General features: G+C 72.6%; 16 protein-coding genes. 7 read left to right on the forward strand and 9 right to left on the reverse strand.

Annotated features, from left to right (window positions below):
- Positions 1–9 precede the first annotated feature (9 nt).
- Positions 10–597 (forward strand): DUF4865 family protein, encoded by a 588-nt coding sequence (locus tag ACZ59A_RS39835; protein ID WP_470969362.1) that lies wholly within the window; start codon positions 10–12, stop codon positions 595–597.
- 81 nt (positions 598–678) lie between these two features.
- On the opposite strand, the gene ACZ59A_RS39840 is transcribed toward ACZ59A_RS39835, so the two are convergent.
- On the reverse strand, positions 679–1,905 hold the full coding sequence (locus ACZ59A_RS39840) for an ROK family protein (RefSeq protein ID WP_470969365.1): 1,227 nt from the start codon (positions 1,903–1,905) through the stop codon (positions 679–681).
- Positions 1,906–1,922: 17 nt separating this feature from the next.
- On the opposite strand from ACZ59A_RS39840, the gene ACZ59A_RS39845 reads away from it, so the two are divergent.
- The 4 genes from ACZ59A_RS39845 to ACZ59A_RS39860 are packed head-to-tail and all read left to right on the forward strand — an operon-like array spanning position 1,923 to position 5,169.
- Positions 1,923–3,155 (forward strand): MFS transporter, encoded by a 1,233-nt coding sequence (locus ACZ59A_RS39845; protein ID WP_470969367.1) that lies wholly within the window; start codon positions 1,923–1,925, stop codon positions 3,153–3,155.
- A 49-nt stretch (positions 3,156–3,204) separates the two neighbouring features.
- Positions 3,205–3,939, forward strand: a complete 735-nt coding sequence (locus tag ACZ59A_RS39850; RefSeq protein WP_470969369.1) for a maleylpyruvate isomerase family mycothiol-dependent enzyme — start codon at positions 3,205–3,207, stop codon at positions 3,937–3,939.
- Positions 3,940–3,982: 43 nt separating this feature from the next.
- Positions 3,983–4,273: a DUF6332 family protein gene (locus ACZ59A_RS39855; protein WP_470969372.1), complete on the forward strand. Its 291-nt coding sequence runs from the start codon at positions 3,983–3,985 to the stop codon at positions 4,271–4,273.
- Positions 4,270–5,169 carry a DUF2797 domain-containing protein gene (locus tag ACZ59A_RS39860; RefSeq protein WP_470969374.1) on the forward strand — a complete coding sequence of 300 codons (900 nt, stop codon included), beginning with the start codon at positions 4,270–4,272 and terminating at the stop codon, positions 5,167–5,169. The genes ACZ59A_RS39855 and ACZ59A_RS39860 overlap by 4 nt, the downstream gene beginning before the upstream one ends.
- 18 nt (positions 5,170–5,187) lie before the next feature.
- On the opposite strand, the gene ACZ59A_RS39865 is transcribed toward ACZ59A_RS39860, so the two are convergent.
- From ACZ59A_RS39865 to ACZ59A_RS39875, 3 genes are all read right to left on the reverse strand, one after another.
- Positions 5,188–5,853: a response regulator gene (locus tag ACZ59A_RS39865; protein ID WP_470969489.1), complete on the reverse strand. Its 666-nt coding sequence runs from the start codon at positions 5,851–5,853 to the stop codon at positions 5,188–5,190.
- An 8-nt stretch (positions 5,854–5,861) separates the two neighbouring features.
- Positions 5,862–7,118 (reverse strand): sensor histidine kinase, encoded by a 1,257-nt coding sequence (locus ACZ59A_RS39870; RefSeq protein ID WP_470969376.1) that lies wholly within the window; start codon positions 7,116–7,118, stop codon positions 5,862–5,864.
- Between the two features lie 92 nt (positions 7,119–7,210).
- Entirely contained in the window at positions 7,211–7,909 is a 699-nt protein-coding gene (locus ACZ59A_RS39875; RefSeq protein ID WP_470969379.1) for a TetR/AcrR family transcriptional regulator, read from the reverse strand.
- Positions 7,910–8,045: 136 nt separating this feature from the next.
- On the opposite strand from ACZ59A_RS39875, the gene ACZ59A_RS39880 reads away from it, so the two are divergent.
- Positions 8,046–8,498, forward strand: a complete 453-nt coding sequence (locus ACZ59A_RS39880) for a nitroreductase family deazaflavin-dependent oxidoreductase (protein WP_470969381.1) — start codon at positions 8,046–8,048, stop codon at positions 8,496–8,498.
- 7 nt (positions 8,499–8,505) lie between these two features.
- Here the strand turns inward: ACZ59A_RS39880 and ACZ59A_RS39885 are convergent, their stop codons facing one another.
- Positions 8,506–9,711, reverse strand: coding sequence for a geranylgeranyl reductase family protein (locus ACZ59A_RS39885; RefSeq protein WP_470969383.1), 1,206 nt, complete (start codon positions 9,709–9,711; stop codon positions 8,506–8,508).
- 148 nt (positions 9,712–9,859) lie between these two features.
- Between ACZ59A_RS39885 and ACZ59A_RS39890 the strand changes: the two genes are divergently transcribed.
- Positions 9,860–11,221 (forward strand): M20/M25/M40 family metallo-hydrolase, encoded by a 1,362-nt coding sequence (locus ACZ59A_RS39890; RefSeq protein WP_470969386.1) that lies wholly within the window; start codon positions 9,860–9,862, stop codon positions 11,219–11,221.
- A 58-nt stretch (positions 11,222–11,279) separates the two neighbouring features.
- Here the strand turns inward: ACZ59A_RS39890 and ACZ59A_RS39895 are convergent, their stop codons facing one another.
- The 4 genes from ACZ59A_RS39895 to ACZ59A_RS39910 all read right to left on the reverse strand — a co-directional run bounded on the left by ACZ59A_RS39895 (position 11,280) and on the right by ACZ59A_RS39910 (position 15,579).
- Positions 11,280–12,314 carry an NUDIX hydrolase gene (locus tag ACZ59A_RS39895; RefSeq protein ID WP_470969389.1) on the reverse strand — a complete coding sequence of 345 codons (1,035 nt, stop codon included), beginning with the start codon at positions 12,312–12,314 and terminating at the stop codon, positions 11,280–11,282.
- A gap of 137 nt (positions 12,315–12,451) precedes the next feature.
- Positions 12,452–13,372: a carbohydrate ABC transporter permease gene (locus tag ACZ59A_RS39900; protein WP_470969392.1), complete on the reverse strand. Its 921-nt coding sequence runs from the start codon at positions 13,370–13,372 to the stop codon at positions 12,452–12,454.
- The gene (locus ACZ59A_RS39905; RefSeq protein ID WP_470969394.1) at positions 13,369–14,283 is read right to left on the reverse strand and encodes a carbohydrate ABC transporter permease; all 915 of its coding nucleotides are present in this window, start codon (positions 14,281–14,283) and stop codon (positions 13,369–13,371) included. The genes ACZ59A_RS39900 and ACZ59A_RS39905 overlap by 4 nt, the downstream gene beginning before the upstream one ends.
- Before the next feature lie 12 nt (positions 14,284–14,295).
- The gene (locus ACZ59A_RS39910) at positions 14,296–15,579 is read right to left on the reverse strand and encodes an ABC transporter substrate-binding protein (protein ID WP_470969397.1); all 1,284 of its coding nucleotides are present in this window, start codon (positions 15,577–15,579) and stop codon (positions 14,296–14,298) included.
- Between the last annotated feature and the right edge of the window lie 97 nt (positions 15,580–15,676).

The raw sequence follows: 15,676 nt of genomic DNA on the forward strand, positions 1-15,676 counted from the left end.
AGCCCGCTCATGCATGCGATGCAGTACCGGATCACGCTGCCCGCCGACTACGACATGGAGATCATCCGGCGCCGGGTGGAGTCCAAGGGGCCGCTTCTGGACGACTTCCCGGGGCTCGGCCTCAAGGCGTACGCCATCCGGCAGCGCGGGGTCGACGGCTCTCCGGTCAACGCTTACGCGCCGTTCTACCTCTGGTCCGCCCCGGACGCCATGAACCGCTTCCTGTGGGGCCCCGGATTCCGGGGCATCGTCCAGGACTTCGGCCGCCCCGTCGTCGAGCACTGGCAGGGGCTGGCCTTCCACCGCGGCCCGGCGGACGGCACCGCACCGCGCGCCGCCGTCCGCCACACCGAGCCGGTCCCGGCCGCCGCCGACCCCGCGACCGCCGTCGAAGGCGCGGTGGAGGAGCTGCGGCGGCGGGCGACCGCGGACGGCCTGCACACGGCGGCCCTCGGCATCGACCCGCGCGGCTGGGAGCTGGTGCGCTTCACGCTCTGGGCCGACTCCGCGCCGCCCGACGAGCCCGGCGACCGTTACCAGGTGCTCCATCTGTCCGCCCCCGGCCCGGCTGCGCTCCCCGAGGGGCGGCACTGGTGAGGTAGCCCATACGACCACGCCGCGCCACAGCCGGTACGGCTACGCCGCCGGTACGCCCACACCGTGCCGCAGCCGGCACGGCTACGCCGCGCCCAGCGCCGCCAGCGGGTCGTCCAGCACCGGCTGCCACGCCAGCTCCGCCGCGCCGACCAGGCTGCCGTGGTCCAGCGTGCACGCCAGGATCGGTACGCCCCCGCTCCGCCCCCACAAGCTGCGCTCGGCGACGACCGCCCGCAGCCGCTCCGGGTCGGCTTCCCACAGCTCCCGGTGGAGGCCGCCGAGGATGATGCGGTCGGGGTTGAGGATGTTGACGAGCCCGGCGAGCCCGAGGCCCAGACGGTCGATGAGCTGCTCGGCGGCGGCGCTCACCGACGGATCGGCGTAGTCGTCGCGGATCAGCTCGCGGGCCTGCTGGAGCAGGGACCCCTCGGGCCCGTGGTCGCGCCCGGCGGCGTTGAGGAAGGCGAGCGGGTCGGTCTCGATGTCCAGACAGCCGCGGCTGCCGCAGTGGCAGGGCGGCCCCTCGGGGTTGACGGTCAGATGGCCGACCTCCAGGGCGAGCCCCGCGCTGCCGGTGTGCAGCCGCCCGTCGAGGACCAGCGCACCGCCGACGCCGCGGTGTCCGGTGGCGACGCACAGCAGATGCTGGGCGCCGCGTCCGGCGCCGTGCCGGTGCTCGGCGAGGGCGGCGAGGTTGACATCGTTGCCCGCGTGGCCGGTGAGGGGTTCCCCGTCCGCGCCTTCGATCCCCGCCTCCGCCAGGCTCCGGGTGAACAGCTCGCGCACCGGCGCGCCCGCGGGCCAGGCGATGTGCAGCGGGTTCAGGGCGGTGCCCTCCGGTTCGGCGACCGCGGACGGCACCGCCAGCCCGGCGCCCACACAGCGGCGGCCGGTCTCGCGCAGCAGCTGGGCTCCGGCCTCGACGACCGCGTCGAGGACGTGCACCGGATCCGCGGGCACCGTCATGCGGCCGGGGGCGGTGGCGACGATGTTCCCGCCGAGCCCGACGAGCGCCGCCCGGAAGCCGTCGGCGTGCACCTGGGCGGCGAGCGCGACGGGGCCGCGCGGGGCGATCGCGAGCCGGTGCGACGGGCGGCCCTGCGCCCCGGCGGAGCCGAGCGGGCGCGCGTCGACCTCGATCAGACCGAGCGCCTCCAGCTCCGCGGCGACGGCCCCCGCGGTCGCGCGGGTCACTCCGAGTTCGGTCGTGAGTACCGCGCGAGTGGGGGCGCGGCCGGTATGTACGAGCGCCAGTGCCGGGCCAAGAGCGCCCCGGCCCCGCTCGAGCCTTGTCCGTGTCTGGGTCACGCCCCTATTCTCACTTTGTGCCGACACCAAACAAAACATGGACGGCCATTCCGGGGAAACGTGGCGCCGCCGCCCCGGAGCGCGCCCTTTCCCAACTCCGCGCCGCCCTCACCGTGTTCTTCGCCCTCGACGGCTTCGTATTCGCCGGGTGGGTGGCCCGCATTCCAGCGATCAAGGACCAGACGGGCGCCTCCGCGGGCGCCCTCGGACTCGCCCTGCTGTGCGTGTCGGTGGGCGCCACGGCCACCATGATGACCACCGGGTGGCTCTGCCGCCGCTTCGGCAGCCATGCCACGACGGTCGCCCTCGCCGTGCTGCTGTCCCTCAGCGTCACCCTGCCGCCGCTGACCCATTCCGCACTCGCCCTCGGCCTGGTGCTGCTGGTCTTCGGCACCGGCTTCGGCGGGCTCAACGTCGCCATGAACAGCGCGGCCGTCGATCTCATCGCCGCGCTGGGCAGGCCGGTCATGCCCAGCTTCCACGCGGCGTTCAGCCTCGGCGGCATGGCCGGGGCGGGACTCGGCGGACTGATCGCGGACCAGCTCTCCCCCACCCGTCATCTGGCGCTGCTGGCCGCTGTCGGGCTGGTGCTCGCGGCGGCCGCGGGCCGGACGCTGCTCGCCGTTCCGCCGCCGTCGCCGCCCGAAACCCGTACGAGCCCGGCGGCCGAGGCAGCCACCGGGGCGCGGCGGGGCGCCGCGCGCTGGCTGGTCGGCGTGTTCGGCCTGATCGCGCTGTGCACGGCGTACGGCGAGGGCGCGATGGCGGACTGGGCCGCGCTCCATCTGCACCAGGACCTCGACGCGTCCGCCGGGGTCGCCGCCGCCGGTTACTCCGTCTTCGCGCTGACGATGGCCATCGGGCGGCTGTCCGGCACGGCACTGCTCGAACGACTCGGCCAGACCGCGACGTTGACCGCGGGCGGCGCCACGGCGGCGGCCGGGATGCTGCTGGGCGCGCTCGCGCCGACGGTCTGGCTCACCCTGCTCGGCTTCGCGGTCACCGGGCTCGGCCTGGCCAACCTCTTCCCCGTGGCCATCGCCCGGGCAGGCGCGCTGACCGGCCCCAGCGGGGTCGCCGCGGCCTCCACGCTCGGCTACGGCGGCATGCTGCTGGGCCCGCCCATGATCGGCTTCCTCGCCGACTGGTTCTCGCTGCCCGCCGCGCTCACCACCGTGGCGGGGCTGGCGGCGGTCGCGGCCGTCGTCGCGTACGCCACACGCAACGCCGTACGTCCCGGGAGTAGTTGAATTCCGGCAGGTCACCCCGCATGTCGGTGGCGGCTGGCAGAATTCCGCCATGGAGATTGCCGAGCTGATCGACGTCCTCGACCGCGAGGGACAGTTGCTGGCCGACGCGGCGGCCAAGGCGGGCACGGACGCCCGGGTTCCCACCTGCCCCGAGTGGCAGGTCCGGGAGCTGCTGTCGCACATCGGGCGGGTGCACCGGTGGGCGACCCGCTATGTCGCCGAGGGCCATACGGGGCGGATTCAGCTGAGTGACGAGCCCGGGCTGGACGGCGCCGAGCTGGTGGCGTGGTACCGGGAGGGGCACCGCGCGCTGGTCAAAGCGCTGACCGACGCCGCGCCGGATCTGGAGTGCTTCACCTTCCTGCCCGCTCCCTCACCGCTGGCGTTCTGGGCCCGGCGGCAGGCCCATGAGACGGCGATCCACCGGGTCGACGCGGAATCGGCGCTGGGCGCTGACCACTCGCCGTTCGACCCGGCCTTCGCGGCGGACGGGATCGATGAGCTGCTGGTCCGCTTCCACGGGATGGAGCGCAGCCGGGTGCGGATGGACACCCCGCGCACCCTGCGGCTGCGGGCCACCGACACTGATGACGTCTGGACGGTGCGGCTCTCCGAAGACGTCCCGCGCACCACGCGCGGCGCCGAGGGGGACGCGGACTGCGAGCTGACCGGCCCGGCCGGCGAGCTGTATCTCGTGGCGTGGAACCGGCTGCCGTACAGCGCGCTGAGCGGCAAGGGCGATCTGTCGCTGGCGCAGGTGTGGCGGGAGCACTCCGGCGTGTGAGCGGACAGGAAACAGCGGACCGAGGACTGAGGACTGATGCCGGATGACCGGACCCCGTAGCCAGACCGACCGGGACGCGCTCACCGTGGAGATCGTGTTCGCCGTCGTCACGGGCGCACTGCTGGCGGCCGTCCTCTTCGTGGCCGTCGCGAGCCCCGCGCTCTTCGGCGAGCTGGGGCGGGCCCAGGAGACCGCGTGGCGGACGGCGGCCGCCACCGCGGCCACCGCCGGGTTCGCCTACCGCGTGGTGCGGGTGCTGTGGTGGCTGCCCCGTCAGCGGCTGCTCCGTCAGGGCCCGGCCGGTCGGAGCCCGCTCGGTCAGAGGCGCGGATGACCGGGGGCGTGCCGTGGCGGTGCCTGGGGCTGCGCTGGTCCCACGGCTCCGGTCCCGCGCTGGTCTGGTACCACCCGGCCCGCGGTGATCGGCCGTCCGGGCTGATGGCGGGCTGCGGGCTGGCGTTCACCACCGGGCCCGGGCGCCAGTGCACCGGGGTGCGCCGGGGCGCCCGGCACACCCCGTGCCCGGGCGCCGCCGAGGTGGCGGCGTCCGCGGTCTCGGCCCAGTGCGCGGACTGCGCCCGGCTCGACCGTTCGTACTCGGTCGCGGCCGACACCCGCACCGACGACCCCCGCCCGTACGACGTCTATCTCGCCTGGTTCGGACCGGGGCTGGTCAAGGTCGGCATCACGGCGGCCGAGCGGCAGGGCGTACGGCTGCTGGAGCAGGCCGCGCTGTCGTACGCGCTGCTCGGCCGCGGCCCGCTGATGGCCGCGCGCCGCGCGGAGGCCGTGCTGGGCGCCGCGCTCGGCGTCCCGGACCGCTTTCCGTACGCCGCCAAGCGCGCCGCGCGCGAGGCGCCGCCGCCCCGGGAGCGCCGCGCCGCCGAGCTCGCGGCGCTGCACGCGCGGGCGAGTGGGCTCGCCGGTCTGCCGGAGTCGCTGGCCCTCACCGCCTTCGCGCCGGTCCACCACGACGAGGCGTTCCATCTGGAGCGGCTGAGTCCGGTACAGGGGGTGGTGCGGCTCGCCGCCGATCGCACGGTGGCGGGGCGCATCGAGGGCGTGGCGGGCCCGGACATCCATCTCACCGCGGCGGACGGCCGCGCCCTGCTGCTGGACGCCCGTCTCCTGGCGGGCCGTCCGCTCGGCGCGGCCGCGGCGGACGCGGAGACGACGGCCCCGGTGGAGGCCCCGGCGCGGGAGGCGGCGAGCCCCGAGGCGCTGTTCTGACGCGGGGGCCCGGGGGCGTCAGCCCAGCCAGCCCGGGCGTACCAGCCCCGACTCATAGGCGAGGACGACGAGTTGGGCGCGGTCGCGTGCGCCCAGCTTGACCATTGTGCGGCTCACATGGGTCTTGGCGGTGAGCGGGCTGACGACCAGCCGCCGCGCGATCTCCTCGTTCGACAGGCCGATTCCGACCAGGGCCATCACCTCCCGTTCCCGCTCGGTCAGTTCGGCGAGGACCGAGGCGGGCGCGGGCTCCTTCGAGCGGGCGGCGAACTCGGCGATGAGGCGGCGGGTGACCCCGGGCGACAGCAGCGCGTCGCCGTCGACCACGGCCCGCACCGCGCGCAGCAGTTCCTCCGGCTCGGTGTCCTTGACCAGAAAGCCGGAGGCGCCGCCGCGGAGGGCCTCGAAGACGTATTCGTCCAGCTCGAAGGTGGTCAGCATGACCACCTTCACCGCTGCGAGGGCGGGGTCCTCGGTGATCCGGCGGGTCGCGGCGAGGCCGTCGAGGAGGGGCATACGGATATCCATCAGCACGACATCGGGGCGGAGCTCGCGCACCTCCCTCAGGGCCTGCTCCCCGTCGGCGGCCTCGGCGACCACGTCGATGTCCGGCTGGGCGGCCAGCAGCGCCCGGAAGCCCGCGCGGACCAGGAGCTGGTCATCGGCGAGCAGGACGCGGATCACTCGGCTGCTCATGATGTCTCCTCGGGCGGGTCGGATGTGGCGGACGCGGCGGCGAACGGGATGCGGGCGTGCACGCGGAAGCCGCCGTCGGGGCGCGGGCCCGCCTCCACCGTGCCGCCGAGGGCGGCGGCGCGCTCGCGCATGCCGACCAGGCCGTTGCCGCCGCCCGTCGCGCCGTCCGCCGTGTCGTCCGTGGTCGCCGGGCCGTCGTCGTCCACCCGCAGCGCCAACTCGCCCGGGGCGTACGACAATCGCACCCGCGCGGTCCGTGCGCCGGAGTGGCGGACGATGTTGGTCAGCGCCTCCTGGACGATACGGAACGCGGCCAGGTCCGTGCCCGGCGGCAGCGCGGCCCGTACGCCCTCCGTCTCCACCTCCACGGTCAGCCCCGCGCCCGCGGCCTGTTCGGTCAGCTCCGGCAGCCGGTCAAGACCGGGGGCGGGCTGGCGCGGGGCGGCGCCGGAGGCACGCAGGGTGTCCAGGACCTGGCGGACCTCGCCCAGCGCCTCCTTGCTGGCCGCCTTGATGGTGGTCAGCGCGGTGCGGGCCTGTTCGGGGTCCTGGTCGAGGAGGGCGAGGCCGACCCCCGCCTGCACGTTGATGACCGAGATGCTGTGGGCGAGGACGTCATGCAGTTCGCGGGCGATCCTCAGCCGCTCCTCGTCCGCCCGGCGCCGTACCGCCGCCGCCCGCTCCGCCCGCTCGCGGGCCCACTGCTCGCGCCGTACGCGGACGAGTTCGGCCGCGGCGAGCACCGCCGCCGCCCAGGCCGCGACCGCCACCTCCTGCCCCCATCCGGCGGCCCGGTCGCCCGGGGGCGGCAGCCAGCGGTAGAGCCAGTGCGCGATGAGCAGCCGCCCCGCCCACAGCGCGCCGACCGCGCACCAGGCCGCCACCCGCTCACCGGCGGCGATGGCGGCGACGCAGGCGACGACGACGCTGAGGAAGACCGGGCCGTTGGGGCCGCCCGCGGCGAGGTAGCCCAGGGTCACCGCCGCGACACCGAGGACGGTGAGCCGGGGGTGGCGGTGGCGCAGGAGCAGCAGCGCGGGCCCGGCCAGGAGCAGCGCGTAGAGACCGGGGCCGAGGTCCGCCCGGTCCGGCTGCCGGTGGGCGGCGAACCCGGTGCCCGTCATCTGGATGACGGCGACGGCGAGCGAGGAGCGCCAGGGCACGGCGGCGCCCGGCGGGCCGAACGGCCCCGCGCGCCACCACCACTCGCCCGGCCCGCGCCCCGGCCCCCACTCCCCCGCGAATTTGTGCATACGGGTAACGCTAAACCGGCCGGGCGCGACCGGCGTCCCCCGCACGTGGTGGCCCCCCGTACTCCCACCGGAGTAGACCCCGGCGGCCAGTCCTAGCCCAGACCCACTTGTCGACCCAGGGCGGTGGCCGTGTGCGTGAAGAACTCCTCCCGCGCCTCCACCACCCCCTCGAACTGGCCGAACAGCTCGAAGCTGATCTGCCCGAACAGCTGCGCCCACGCCGCGGCGATCGCCGCGAGCGCCGCGGCGGGCAGCTCGGTACCGAGGGTCTCGGCCAGGGCCGTCATGTCCGCCCGCACCCCCTCCGGCAGCTCCGCCTCCGCCGGTACGCGCAGGGCGCCCGCGGCGTGGGCGTCGCGGGCGACGGCGATGAGGGCGAGGGCGACCCGGGCGGCGGGGGCGATGGTGGCCTGGGGCGCGGAGTAGCCCGGCACCGGGGACCCGTAGATCAGCGCGTACTCGTGCGGGTGGGCGAGCGCCCAGCCCCGGGCCGCCCGGCAGACCGCGGTCCAGCGCGCCACGGGCTCGTCGCCGCCGCGCGTCGTGGCGAGCGCGCCCTCGGCGGCGGCGCCGATCGCGTCGTACGCGTCCACGATGAGCGCGGTCAGCAGCTCGTCGCGGCTCGGGTAGTAGCGGTAGAGGGCGGAGGAGACCATACCCAGCTCGCGGGCGACGGCCCGGAGCGACAGCTTGGCCGCGCCCTGGTCGGCCAGCTGGCGGCGCGCCTCTTCCTTGATGGCGGTGGTCACGTCGACGCGGGCCCGTTCCCTGGCCCCTCTGATCACGGTCATGCGGTCCAGTCTGCCACCGTTCGGAGCAGTGACCCCATACGAGAGCACTGCTCTTGCCATGGCGCGACGCACGGTGCACACTGCTCTTGAACGAGAGCACTGCTCTCATCGTGGCTCACGGCCGACGGAGGACGTCATGACACAGCACTACATCGAGCCCCGCCGCTTCGAGATGCCCGTCCACCGCGCCGTGGCCTGGCTGTCGCGCCACGGGCTCAGCCTCTTCGGCGCGGCGGAGCTGTCCGTGCCCGGCCGGTCCAGCGGGGAGCTGCGGCGCGTACCGGTCAATCCGCTGAGCCTGGACGGCGGGCGCTATCTCGTCTCGGCGCGCGGCAATGCCCAATGGGTGCGCAATCTGCGGGCGGCCGGGGGCGGACAGCTGCGCAGGGGCCGCGGAACGGGGCCGTTCACCGCCGCCGAACTGCCCGAGGGTGAGGAGAAGGCGGCGGTGCTGCGGGCCTATCTGGGGCGGTGGGGATGGGAGGTCGGCGCCTTCTTCGACGGCGTGACCGCCGCCTCCCCCGACGCCGAACTCGCCCGGATCGCCCCCATGCACCCGGTCTTCCGCATCAGCGCCACCGGCGCGTAGGCGTCCGCTACCCCTTGTCCATCGCCGCCAGGGCGCGCCGCGCCGCCGGGTGGGTGCGGACGAGGTCGGCCAGCGTCGTCGTACCCCGCGTGATCTTCGTGAACGCGCGCCAGGCCGGACGGAAGCCGGTGATCGCCGCGTGGAACATCCCGGGGCGGCGGGCGAACGCCGCGTACATCCGCCGTCCGACGCCCATCTCCACGCCGAGACCGGCCTTGATCGCGAAGGCGTAGTTGAGGGCCTGGCGCCGGGCGTCCACCGCGTCGTGCGCCTCGGCGATCCGTACCGCCCACTCCCCCGCGAGACGGCCCGAGCGCAGCGCGAAGGAGATCCCTTCCCGCGTCCACGGCTCCAGCAGCCCGGCCGCGTCCCCGCACACCAGCACCCGGCCGCGGGAGAGCGGCGAATCGTCGGTGCGGCAGCGGGTCAGATGGCCGGAGGAGACGCTCGGCTCGAATCCGGCGAGGCCGAGCCGGGCGATGAAGTCCTCGAGATAGCGCTTGGTCCCGGCACCCTCGCCGCGCGCGGAGATGACGCCGACGGTCAGCGTGTCGCCCTTGGGGAAGACCCAGCCGTAACTTCCGGGAATCGGGCCCCAGTCGATGAGCACCCGGCCCGCCCAGTCCTCCGCGACCGTCTCCGGAACCGGGATCTCCGCCTCCAGGCCGAGGTCGACCTGGTCGAGCTTCACCCCGACATGCGCGCCTATCCGGCTCGCGCTGCCGTCCGCGCCGACCACGGCCCGCGCCAGCACCGTCTCGCCGTCCGAGAGCACGACGGCCACGGTGCGGCGGTCCGGGACGGACGGTCCGTGCTGCTCGACGCGGGTGACGGCCACCCCGGTACGCACCTCGGCACCCGCGTCCTTGGCCGCCTCGACCAGACCGGCGTCGAACTCCGGCCGGTTGATGAGCCCGAACAGCACCTGCTTGGAGCGGCGGGTCCGGGACAGCTTGCCGTTCATCGAGAAGGTCACCGCGTGGACGCGCTCACGCAGCGGCAGTTCGAAACCGGGCGGCAGCGCCTCGCGCGACGGGCCGATGATGCCGCCGCCACACGTCTTGTAGCGCGGCAGTTCGGCCTTCTCCAACAGCAGCACCCGGCGGCCGGCGCACGCCGCGGCGTGGGCCGCGGAGGCACCCGCGGGCCCCGCGCCGACCACGACGACATCCCATACCGTCTCATTGTCCGGGGTTGCGTTGTCGCTGCTCACGTGTGCTTCCGCTCCCAATCGCCCGTCCTGCATGCGCCTACCGGGCATCCTACGGCTCACCTGTGCGCGAACCTGCTGTGGGATGATCGGGCCTCCGCGCAACCCGCACATCATCACCCAACGCCGCGTATCCCAGGAGCGTTCCCCCATGGAACAGGCCCTCGCCGCCACCGTCGCCGCCCTGCAGCCCCGCGCCCTGGCCGAGCTGGCCGAGCTGGTGGCCTTCCCGTCGGTGGCGGACCCGGCGCAGTTCCCGCGCAGCGGGTGCGAGGCCGCCGCGGAGTGGGTCGCGGCCGCGCTGCGTACCGAGGGCTTCCAGGACGTGGCGCTGCTGGACACCCCCGACGGCACCCAGTCCGTCTACGGCTTCCTGCCCGGCCCGGCCGACGCCCCGACGGTGCTGCTCTACGCGCACTACGACGTGCAGCCGCCGCTGGACGAGGACGCCTGGCTCAGCCCGCCCTTCGAGCTGACCGAGCGGCAGGGCCGCTGGTACGGGCGCGGCGCGGCGGACTGCAAGGGCGGCCTGATCATGCATCTCACCGCGCTGCGCGCGCTGAAGGAGCACGGCGGCGTCCCGGTCGGCGTCAAGGTGATCGTGGAGGGCTCGGAGGAGCAGGGTACGGGCGGCCTGGAGCGGTACGCCGAGGCGCATCCGGAACTGCTGGCCGCCGACGCGATCGTGATCGGCGACGCGGGCAACTTCCGGGTGGGGCTGCCGACCGTCACCTCGACGCTGCGCGGGATGACGCTGCTGCGCGTCTCGGTGGACACCCTTCAAGGGAATCTGCACTCCGGCCAGTTCGGCGGCGCCGCCCCCGACGCGCTCGCCGCGCTCATCCGGATGCTGGACTCGCTGCGCGCGGAGGACGGCTCGACCACGGTCGACGGCCTCGAACCGGACACCGCCTGGGACGGCCTCCAGTACCCGGAGGAGGACTTCCGCAAGGACGCCGGGGTGCTCGACGGGGTCGAGCTGATCGGCTCGGGCACGGTCGCCGACCGCATCTGGGCCCGCCCCTCGGTCACGGTGCTGGGCATCGACAGCCCGCCGGTCATCGGCGCGACCGCTTCCGTCCAGGCGAGCGCGCGGGCGCTGGTCAGCCTGCGGGTGCCGCCGGGCGTGGACGCGGCCGAGGCGAACCGGCTGCTGACCGCCCATCTGGAGGCGGCGGCGCCGTGGGGCGCGCGGGTCGCGGTGGAGCAGGTCGGCCAGGGCCAGCCGTTCCGCGCGGACACCGGGAGCCCTGCGTACGAGGCGATGCGCGAGGCCATGCGGGTGGCGTACGACGGCCAGGAGATGGCGACCGCGGGCCAGGGCGGTTCGATCCCGCTGTGCAACACGCTCGCCTCGCTGTACCCGGAGGCGGAGATCCTGCTGATCGGCCTGAGCGAGCCGGAGGCGCAGATCCACGCGGTCAACGAGAGCGTCTCGCCGGAGGAGCTGGAGAAGCTCGCCCTCACCGAGGCGCTGTTCCTGGGCGCGTACGCGACCGGCAAGAAGGGCTGACCCCCGGCCCCGCCCAGCCGGGCCCCGGAGGGCCCGGCGCACGGCCGTGGACAGTCGGTCAGCCCACCGGGACTCCGGCCTCCAGGTACAGCGGGCGGCCCTGTTCGCGGGCGCGCAGCGCCCAGCGGAGGCGGCTGAACCGGACCGGGGGCAGCAGGTCGGCGGCCTCGGTCTCGGTGACGAAGCGCCAGCCGCGCAGTTCGGCGCCGGGCAGCAGCATCTCCTGGGCCTCCCCGGTGGTGAGCCGACCGCCGTCGAACAGCAGCCGCAGGCCCCCGTAGCCGGGCGGCTGAGGCCGTTCCCAGTCGGCGACCAGCAGCCGCAGCGGCTCGTGGAGCCGTACGCCCAATTCCTCGGCCACCTCGCGGCGCCCGGCGCACATCGGCGGCTCGCCGCGCTCGACGACACCGCCGGGGAATTCCCAGCCGGGCTTGTACGTGGGGTCGACCAGCAGCACCCGGTCGGCCTCGTCGAAGAGCAGGACCCCCGCCGCCAGGGTTTCGGCCGTCGGTTCGGGCGTCTGCACGATGTCGCAGCTCCCGGCGCCCTCGCGAACGGCGTCGGCGACGCGCTCGGCGGTCTGGCGCGGGGTGAGCCCGGTGGTGTCGACCACATGGGCGTCGGTGGTCAGCCAGTCCAGGGCCGCGCGGTAGGGCGCGAGGTGGTCCAGACACCAGCGGCGCACGGACTCGCTGGCGTCCGGGTCGCGGGGTATCTCCTCGCGCTCGGCTATGCGCCTGCGAAGGATCGTTTCGTCGGTGTGCAGCAGGACATGCCGCACGGGGATCCGCCGGGCGGCGAAGCCGCCGAAGATCTCATCGCGGTACTCCTGCCTGAGGACCGTCATCGGGACCACGAGCGGGCCGCCGACCTCCGCGATCAGCGCCGCGCCGGTGTCCACGACCAGCCGCCGCCACGACGGCAGGTCCTGGTAGTCGGATACCTGCTCCAGACGCTTGCGCGGCAGCATCATGCGCAGTCCGTTGCCGACCAGTTCCGGGTCGTAGAACGTGCTGCCGGGCATGAAGTCCACCAACTCACGGGCCGCGGTGGTCTTCCCCGCGCCGAACGCACCGTTCAGCCAGACGATCACATTTCCCCCTAATCCATCGCCTCCTGACAGTTGCCCGCATCACCCTGCCACGGAAACGCCCGAATACGACTGAGTGAGAGATCGCCCGCATCCCAGGGGTCACTGTGGCCCCGTACACCACAGTGACCCCTCCCCCATCACCCCTTGTTGGCGCCGAGCGTGAGCCCGGCGATGAAGTGGCGCTGCAGCAGCAGGAAGACGAGCACCGTGGGCAGCGCCACCAGCACCGAGCCCGCCGCCAGCAGGTTGTAATCCGTGAAGAACTGCCCGCGCAGATTGTTGAGCGCGGAGGTGACGGGCAGCTTGTCGCCGTCGGAGATGAAGACCAGCGCCCACAGGAAGTCGTTGTACATCCAGGTGAATTGCAGCGTGGCGAGAGCGGCGAGAGCCGGCCGGCACAGCGGCAGCGTGATGCGCCAGTACTGCGTCCACACCCCCGCGCCGTCCACCACCGCCGCCTCGATGATCTCGATCGGCAGGGTGCGCATGAAATTCGCGAGAACGAAGACGCAGAAGCCGACCTGGAAGGCGACCTGAACGGCGATCACGGCCCAGTAGGAGTCGTACATCGTCATCGAGTCCGACATCCAGTAGGGCAGCTCTATCTTGGTGAACAGAACATAGAGCGGGGTGACGATGACCTGCTGCGGCAGCAGGTTCCCCGCCGTGAACACCATCAGCAGGACGAGCCCGCCCCGCATTTTCAGCCGGGTGACGGAGAAGGCCACGAAGGACGCGAGGAACAGCGTCAGCAGTACTCCGGGGACCGCGATGAGGATCGAGTTGAGGAAGTACTTGCCCATACCCGAGTCGTTGAACGCCTGGGCGTAGTAGTCGAACGACAGATGGCGCGGCAGCGAGAAATAGCCGTATTCGGCGGTCTCCTCGTACGGCCGCAGCGAGGCGTAGACGGCGAGCAGCAGCGGGGCGAGAAAGGCCAGCGAGACGGTCATCAGGAAGGCGTGCAGACCGAGCCGTCCGGGGCGGACCCGGCGCCGCCCCGGACCGGTCACGGGACGGACGGCCGGTGCGGGGGCCGGGCGGATGTCGGTGATCATCCCTTCTTCTCCCCTCGCAGCTCCTGGACCAGATACGTCACGATGAATCCCAGCGACACGGTGAGCAGGACGACGGCGATGGCGGAGCCGAATCCGATCCGGCTGGCCTCACCGATGATGTTGTCGGTGACCAGCACGGAGAGCAGTTCCAGCCCGTTGCGGCCGTGGTTGATGGCGTAGACGATGTCGAACGCGCGCAGCGCCTCGATGACCGTGATGACGCCGACGATCACATTGACCGGACGCAGCGTGGGCAGGACGACCCGGAAGAAGCTCTGGGTCTCGCTCGCACCGTCGATCGCGGCGGCCTCCTTGAGCGAGGGATCGACCGATTTGAGCCCCGCCAGATAGAGGATCATCACATACCCGGTGTGCCGCCATGCGGCCGCGAGCAGCACCATCCAGATATTGAGGTCGGGATCGCCGATCCAGTCCACCGGATGGCTCTTGTCACCGAGAATCGCGTTCAGCGCGCCCTGGTCGCGCGAGAAGACCAGCTGCGCGATGAAGCCGACGATGGCGAGCGAGAGCACCACCGGCATATAGAGGGTGGACTGATAGAAGCGGCTGAACCGGACGCCCTTGTCGAGTAGCACGGCCAGCAGCAGTCCGAAGGGCGTGGCGACGAGGCCGAGAAAGGCCACCCACAGCAGATTGTTGCGTACGGCGGGCCAGAACGGCGGATACTCCGTGAACAGGTTCCGGTAGTTGTCGAAGCCGATCCAGTGGAGGTCGCCGATCCCGTCCCAGCTGGTGAAGGACAGTCCGATGGAGGCGAGGGTCGGGCCCCAGACCAGGGCCAGGTCGAGCAGGACGGGTATGCCCAGCAGCACGCCGATGACGGCGAGGTCGCGGGAGGTGAACCTCCGCGGTCCCCGCCGTTTGGCACGCCGCGCGGTGGTGAGCGGCACGGCGCGATTCTCCTAGCCGTCGGCGAATATGGTCTTCTTCTGGGACTCGATGTCCTTGGTCAGGCCGTCGATGTCGTCCGGCTTGTTGATGAATTGCTGGATCGCCCGGATCATCACCTGCGACGCGAAGTCGGGGCGGGTGTCGCGGTCCATGAACTGCGATATCTGCTTGGCCCCTGAGACGAGTGCGACGGCCTTCTTCTGCAGGGCGTTGTAGGAGGAGGTGGCCGCCTTGTCGTTGCACGCGATGTTGTTGGGGTCGCGCTTCAGGTAGATCTCCTCGGCGGCGGGGGTGGCGAGGTACTTCAGCAGTTCCTTGCCCTCCTTCTGCCGCTTGGACTTCTTCGCCAGCAGGAAGCCGTCGATCGGCGCCTCGACCGCGTCCTGGCCGTAGGCGGAGTCGATTTCGGGGAACGGGAAGAAGTCCAGGTCATCGCGGTCGGCGGCGGGGAACTGCTGCCCGGGGTGGGGCAGTCCGAAGACCGCCATGCCGGACTTCTTCTGCGCCAGGCTCTGCGCGGCCTCCTGCCAGGTGCGCCCGTTGGCGCCCTGCTGGTGGTACGGCATGAGGCCGCGCCACAGGTCGAAGACGTGCTTGACCCTGGGATCGGTCCAGGACTCCTTGCCGCCCATCAGCGAGACATGGAAGTCGTAGCCGTTGGCCCGCATGTTGAGATAGTCGAAGGTCCCCATGGCGGGCCAGCCGTCCTTGTCGCCGAAGGCGAAGGCGTCGAGGCCGTCCTTGTCCATCCGCTTGGCGAGCGCCCGGAAGTCGTCGAACGTCTTGGGGATCTCGTAGCCGTGCTGCGCGAAGACGCTCTTCCGGTAGAAGACCGCCCACGGGTAGTAGTAATACGGCACGAAGTACTGTTTGCCGTCCTTGCCGCTGGACTGCTTCTTCAGCGCGTCGGAGAAGCCGTTGAAGCCCTTCCAGAGATCGCCGATCTCGGCGAGCTGCCCCTGCTCGGCGAAGAACTGCATGCGGTACCCGGCGAACCACATGAAGACATCGTCCGGGGTGCCCTTCAGATAGCGGTTGATGCCCTCCTGGAAGGCCTCGTGGTTGACGGTGTTGACCTTGACCTTCTTGTCGGACTTCTTCTCGTACGCCGCGAACACCTCGGCGAACGCCTTGCGGGGCACGGCGTCCGAGGCGTTGGAGCCCATCTTCACCTCGTTGCCGGGACCGCCACAGGCGGTGAGGAGCGCCGGGAGGGTGACCGCCCCTGCTCCGACCGCGGTGCCCCGGAGCAACGTCCGACGGGAGATCCGATGTCCTGACGATGACTGTGCCATGCGCCCTCCATAGAGGATCAATCAAACACAACCGAACGCGAGTGGCTGGATCACATCGGGCAAGAGGCGGCATAGTCAAGGGTTTGGACGAGATATC

This window comes from Streptomyces sp. NPDC040405 (assembly GCF_055595765.1).

Bases quoted from the DNA above. Each gene is read 5' to 3' on its own strand.
- ACZ59A_RS39835 (WP_470969362.1), top strand. From the start codon at position 10: ATGCATGCGATGCAGTACCGGATCACGCTGCCCGCCGACTACGACATG.
- ACZ59A_RS39850 (WP_470969369.1), top strand. From the start codon at position 3,205: ATGGAGATTGCCGAGCTGATCGACGTCCTCGACCGCGAGGGACAGTTG.
- ACZ59A_RS39855 (WP_470969372.1), top strand. From the start codon at position 3,983: ATGACCGGACCCCGTAGCCAGACCGACCGGGACGCGCTCACCGTGGAG.
- ACZ59A_RS39860 (WP_470969374.1), top strand. From the start codon at position 4,270: ATGACCGGGGGCGTGCCGTGGCGGTGCCTGGGGCTGCGCTGGTCCCAC.
- ACZ59A_RS39870 (WP_470969376.1), bottom strand. From the start codon at position 7,118: ATGCACAAATTCGCGGGGGAGTGGGGGCCGGGGCGCGGGCCGGGCGAG.
- ACZ59A_RS39875 (WP_470969379.1), bottom strand. From the start codon at position 7,909: ATGACCGTGATCAGAGGGGCCAGGGAACGGGCCCGCGTCGACGTGACC.
- ACZ59A_RS39880 (WP_470969381.1), top strand. From the start codon at position 8,046: ATGACACAGCACTACATCGAGCCCCGCCGCTTCGAGATGCCCGTCCAC.
- ACZ59A_RS39890 (WP_470969386.1), top strand. From the start codon at position 9,860: ATGGAACAGGCCCTCGCCGCCACCGTCGCCGCCCTGCAGCCCCGCGCC.
- ACZ59A_RS39900 (WP_470969392.1), bottom strand. From the start codon at position 13,372: ATGATCACCGACATCCGCCCGGCCCCCGCACCGGCCGTCCGTCCCGTG.
- ACZ59A_RS39910 (WP_470969397.1), bottom strand. From the start codon at position 15,579: ATGGCACAGTCATCGTCAGGACATCGGATCTCCCGTCGGACGTTGCTC.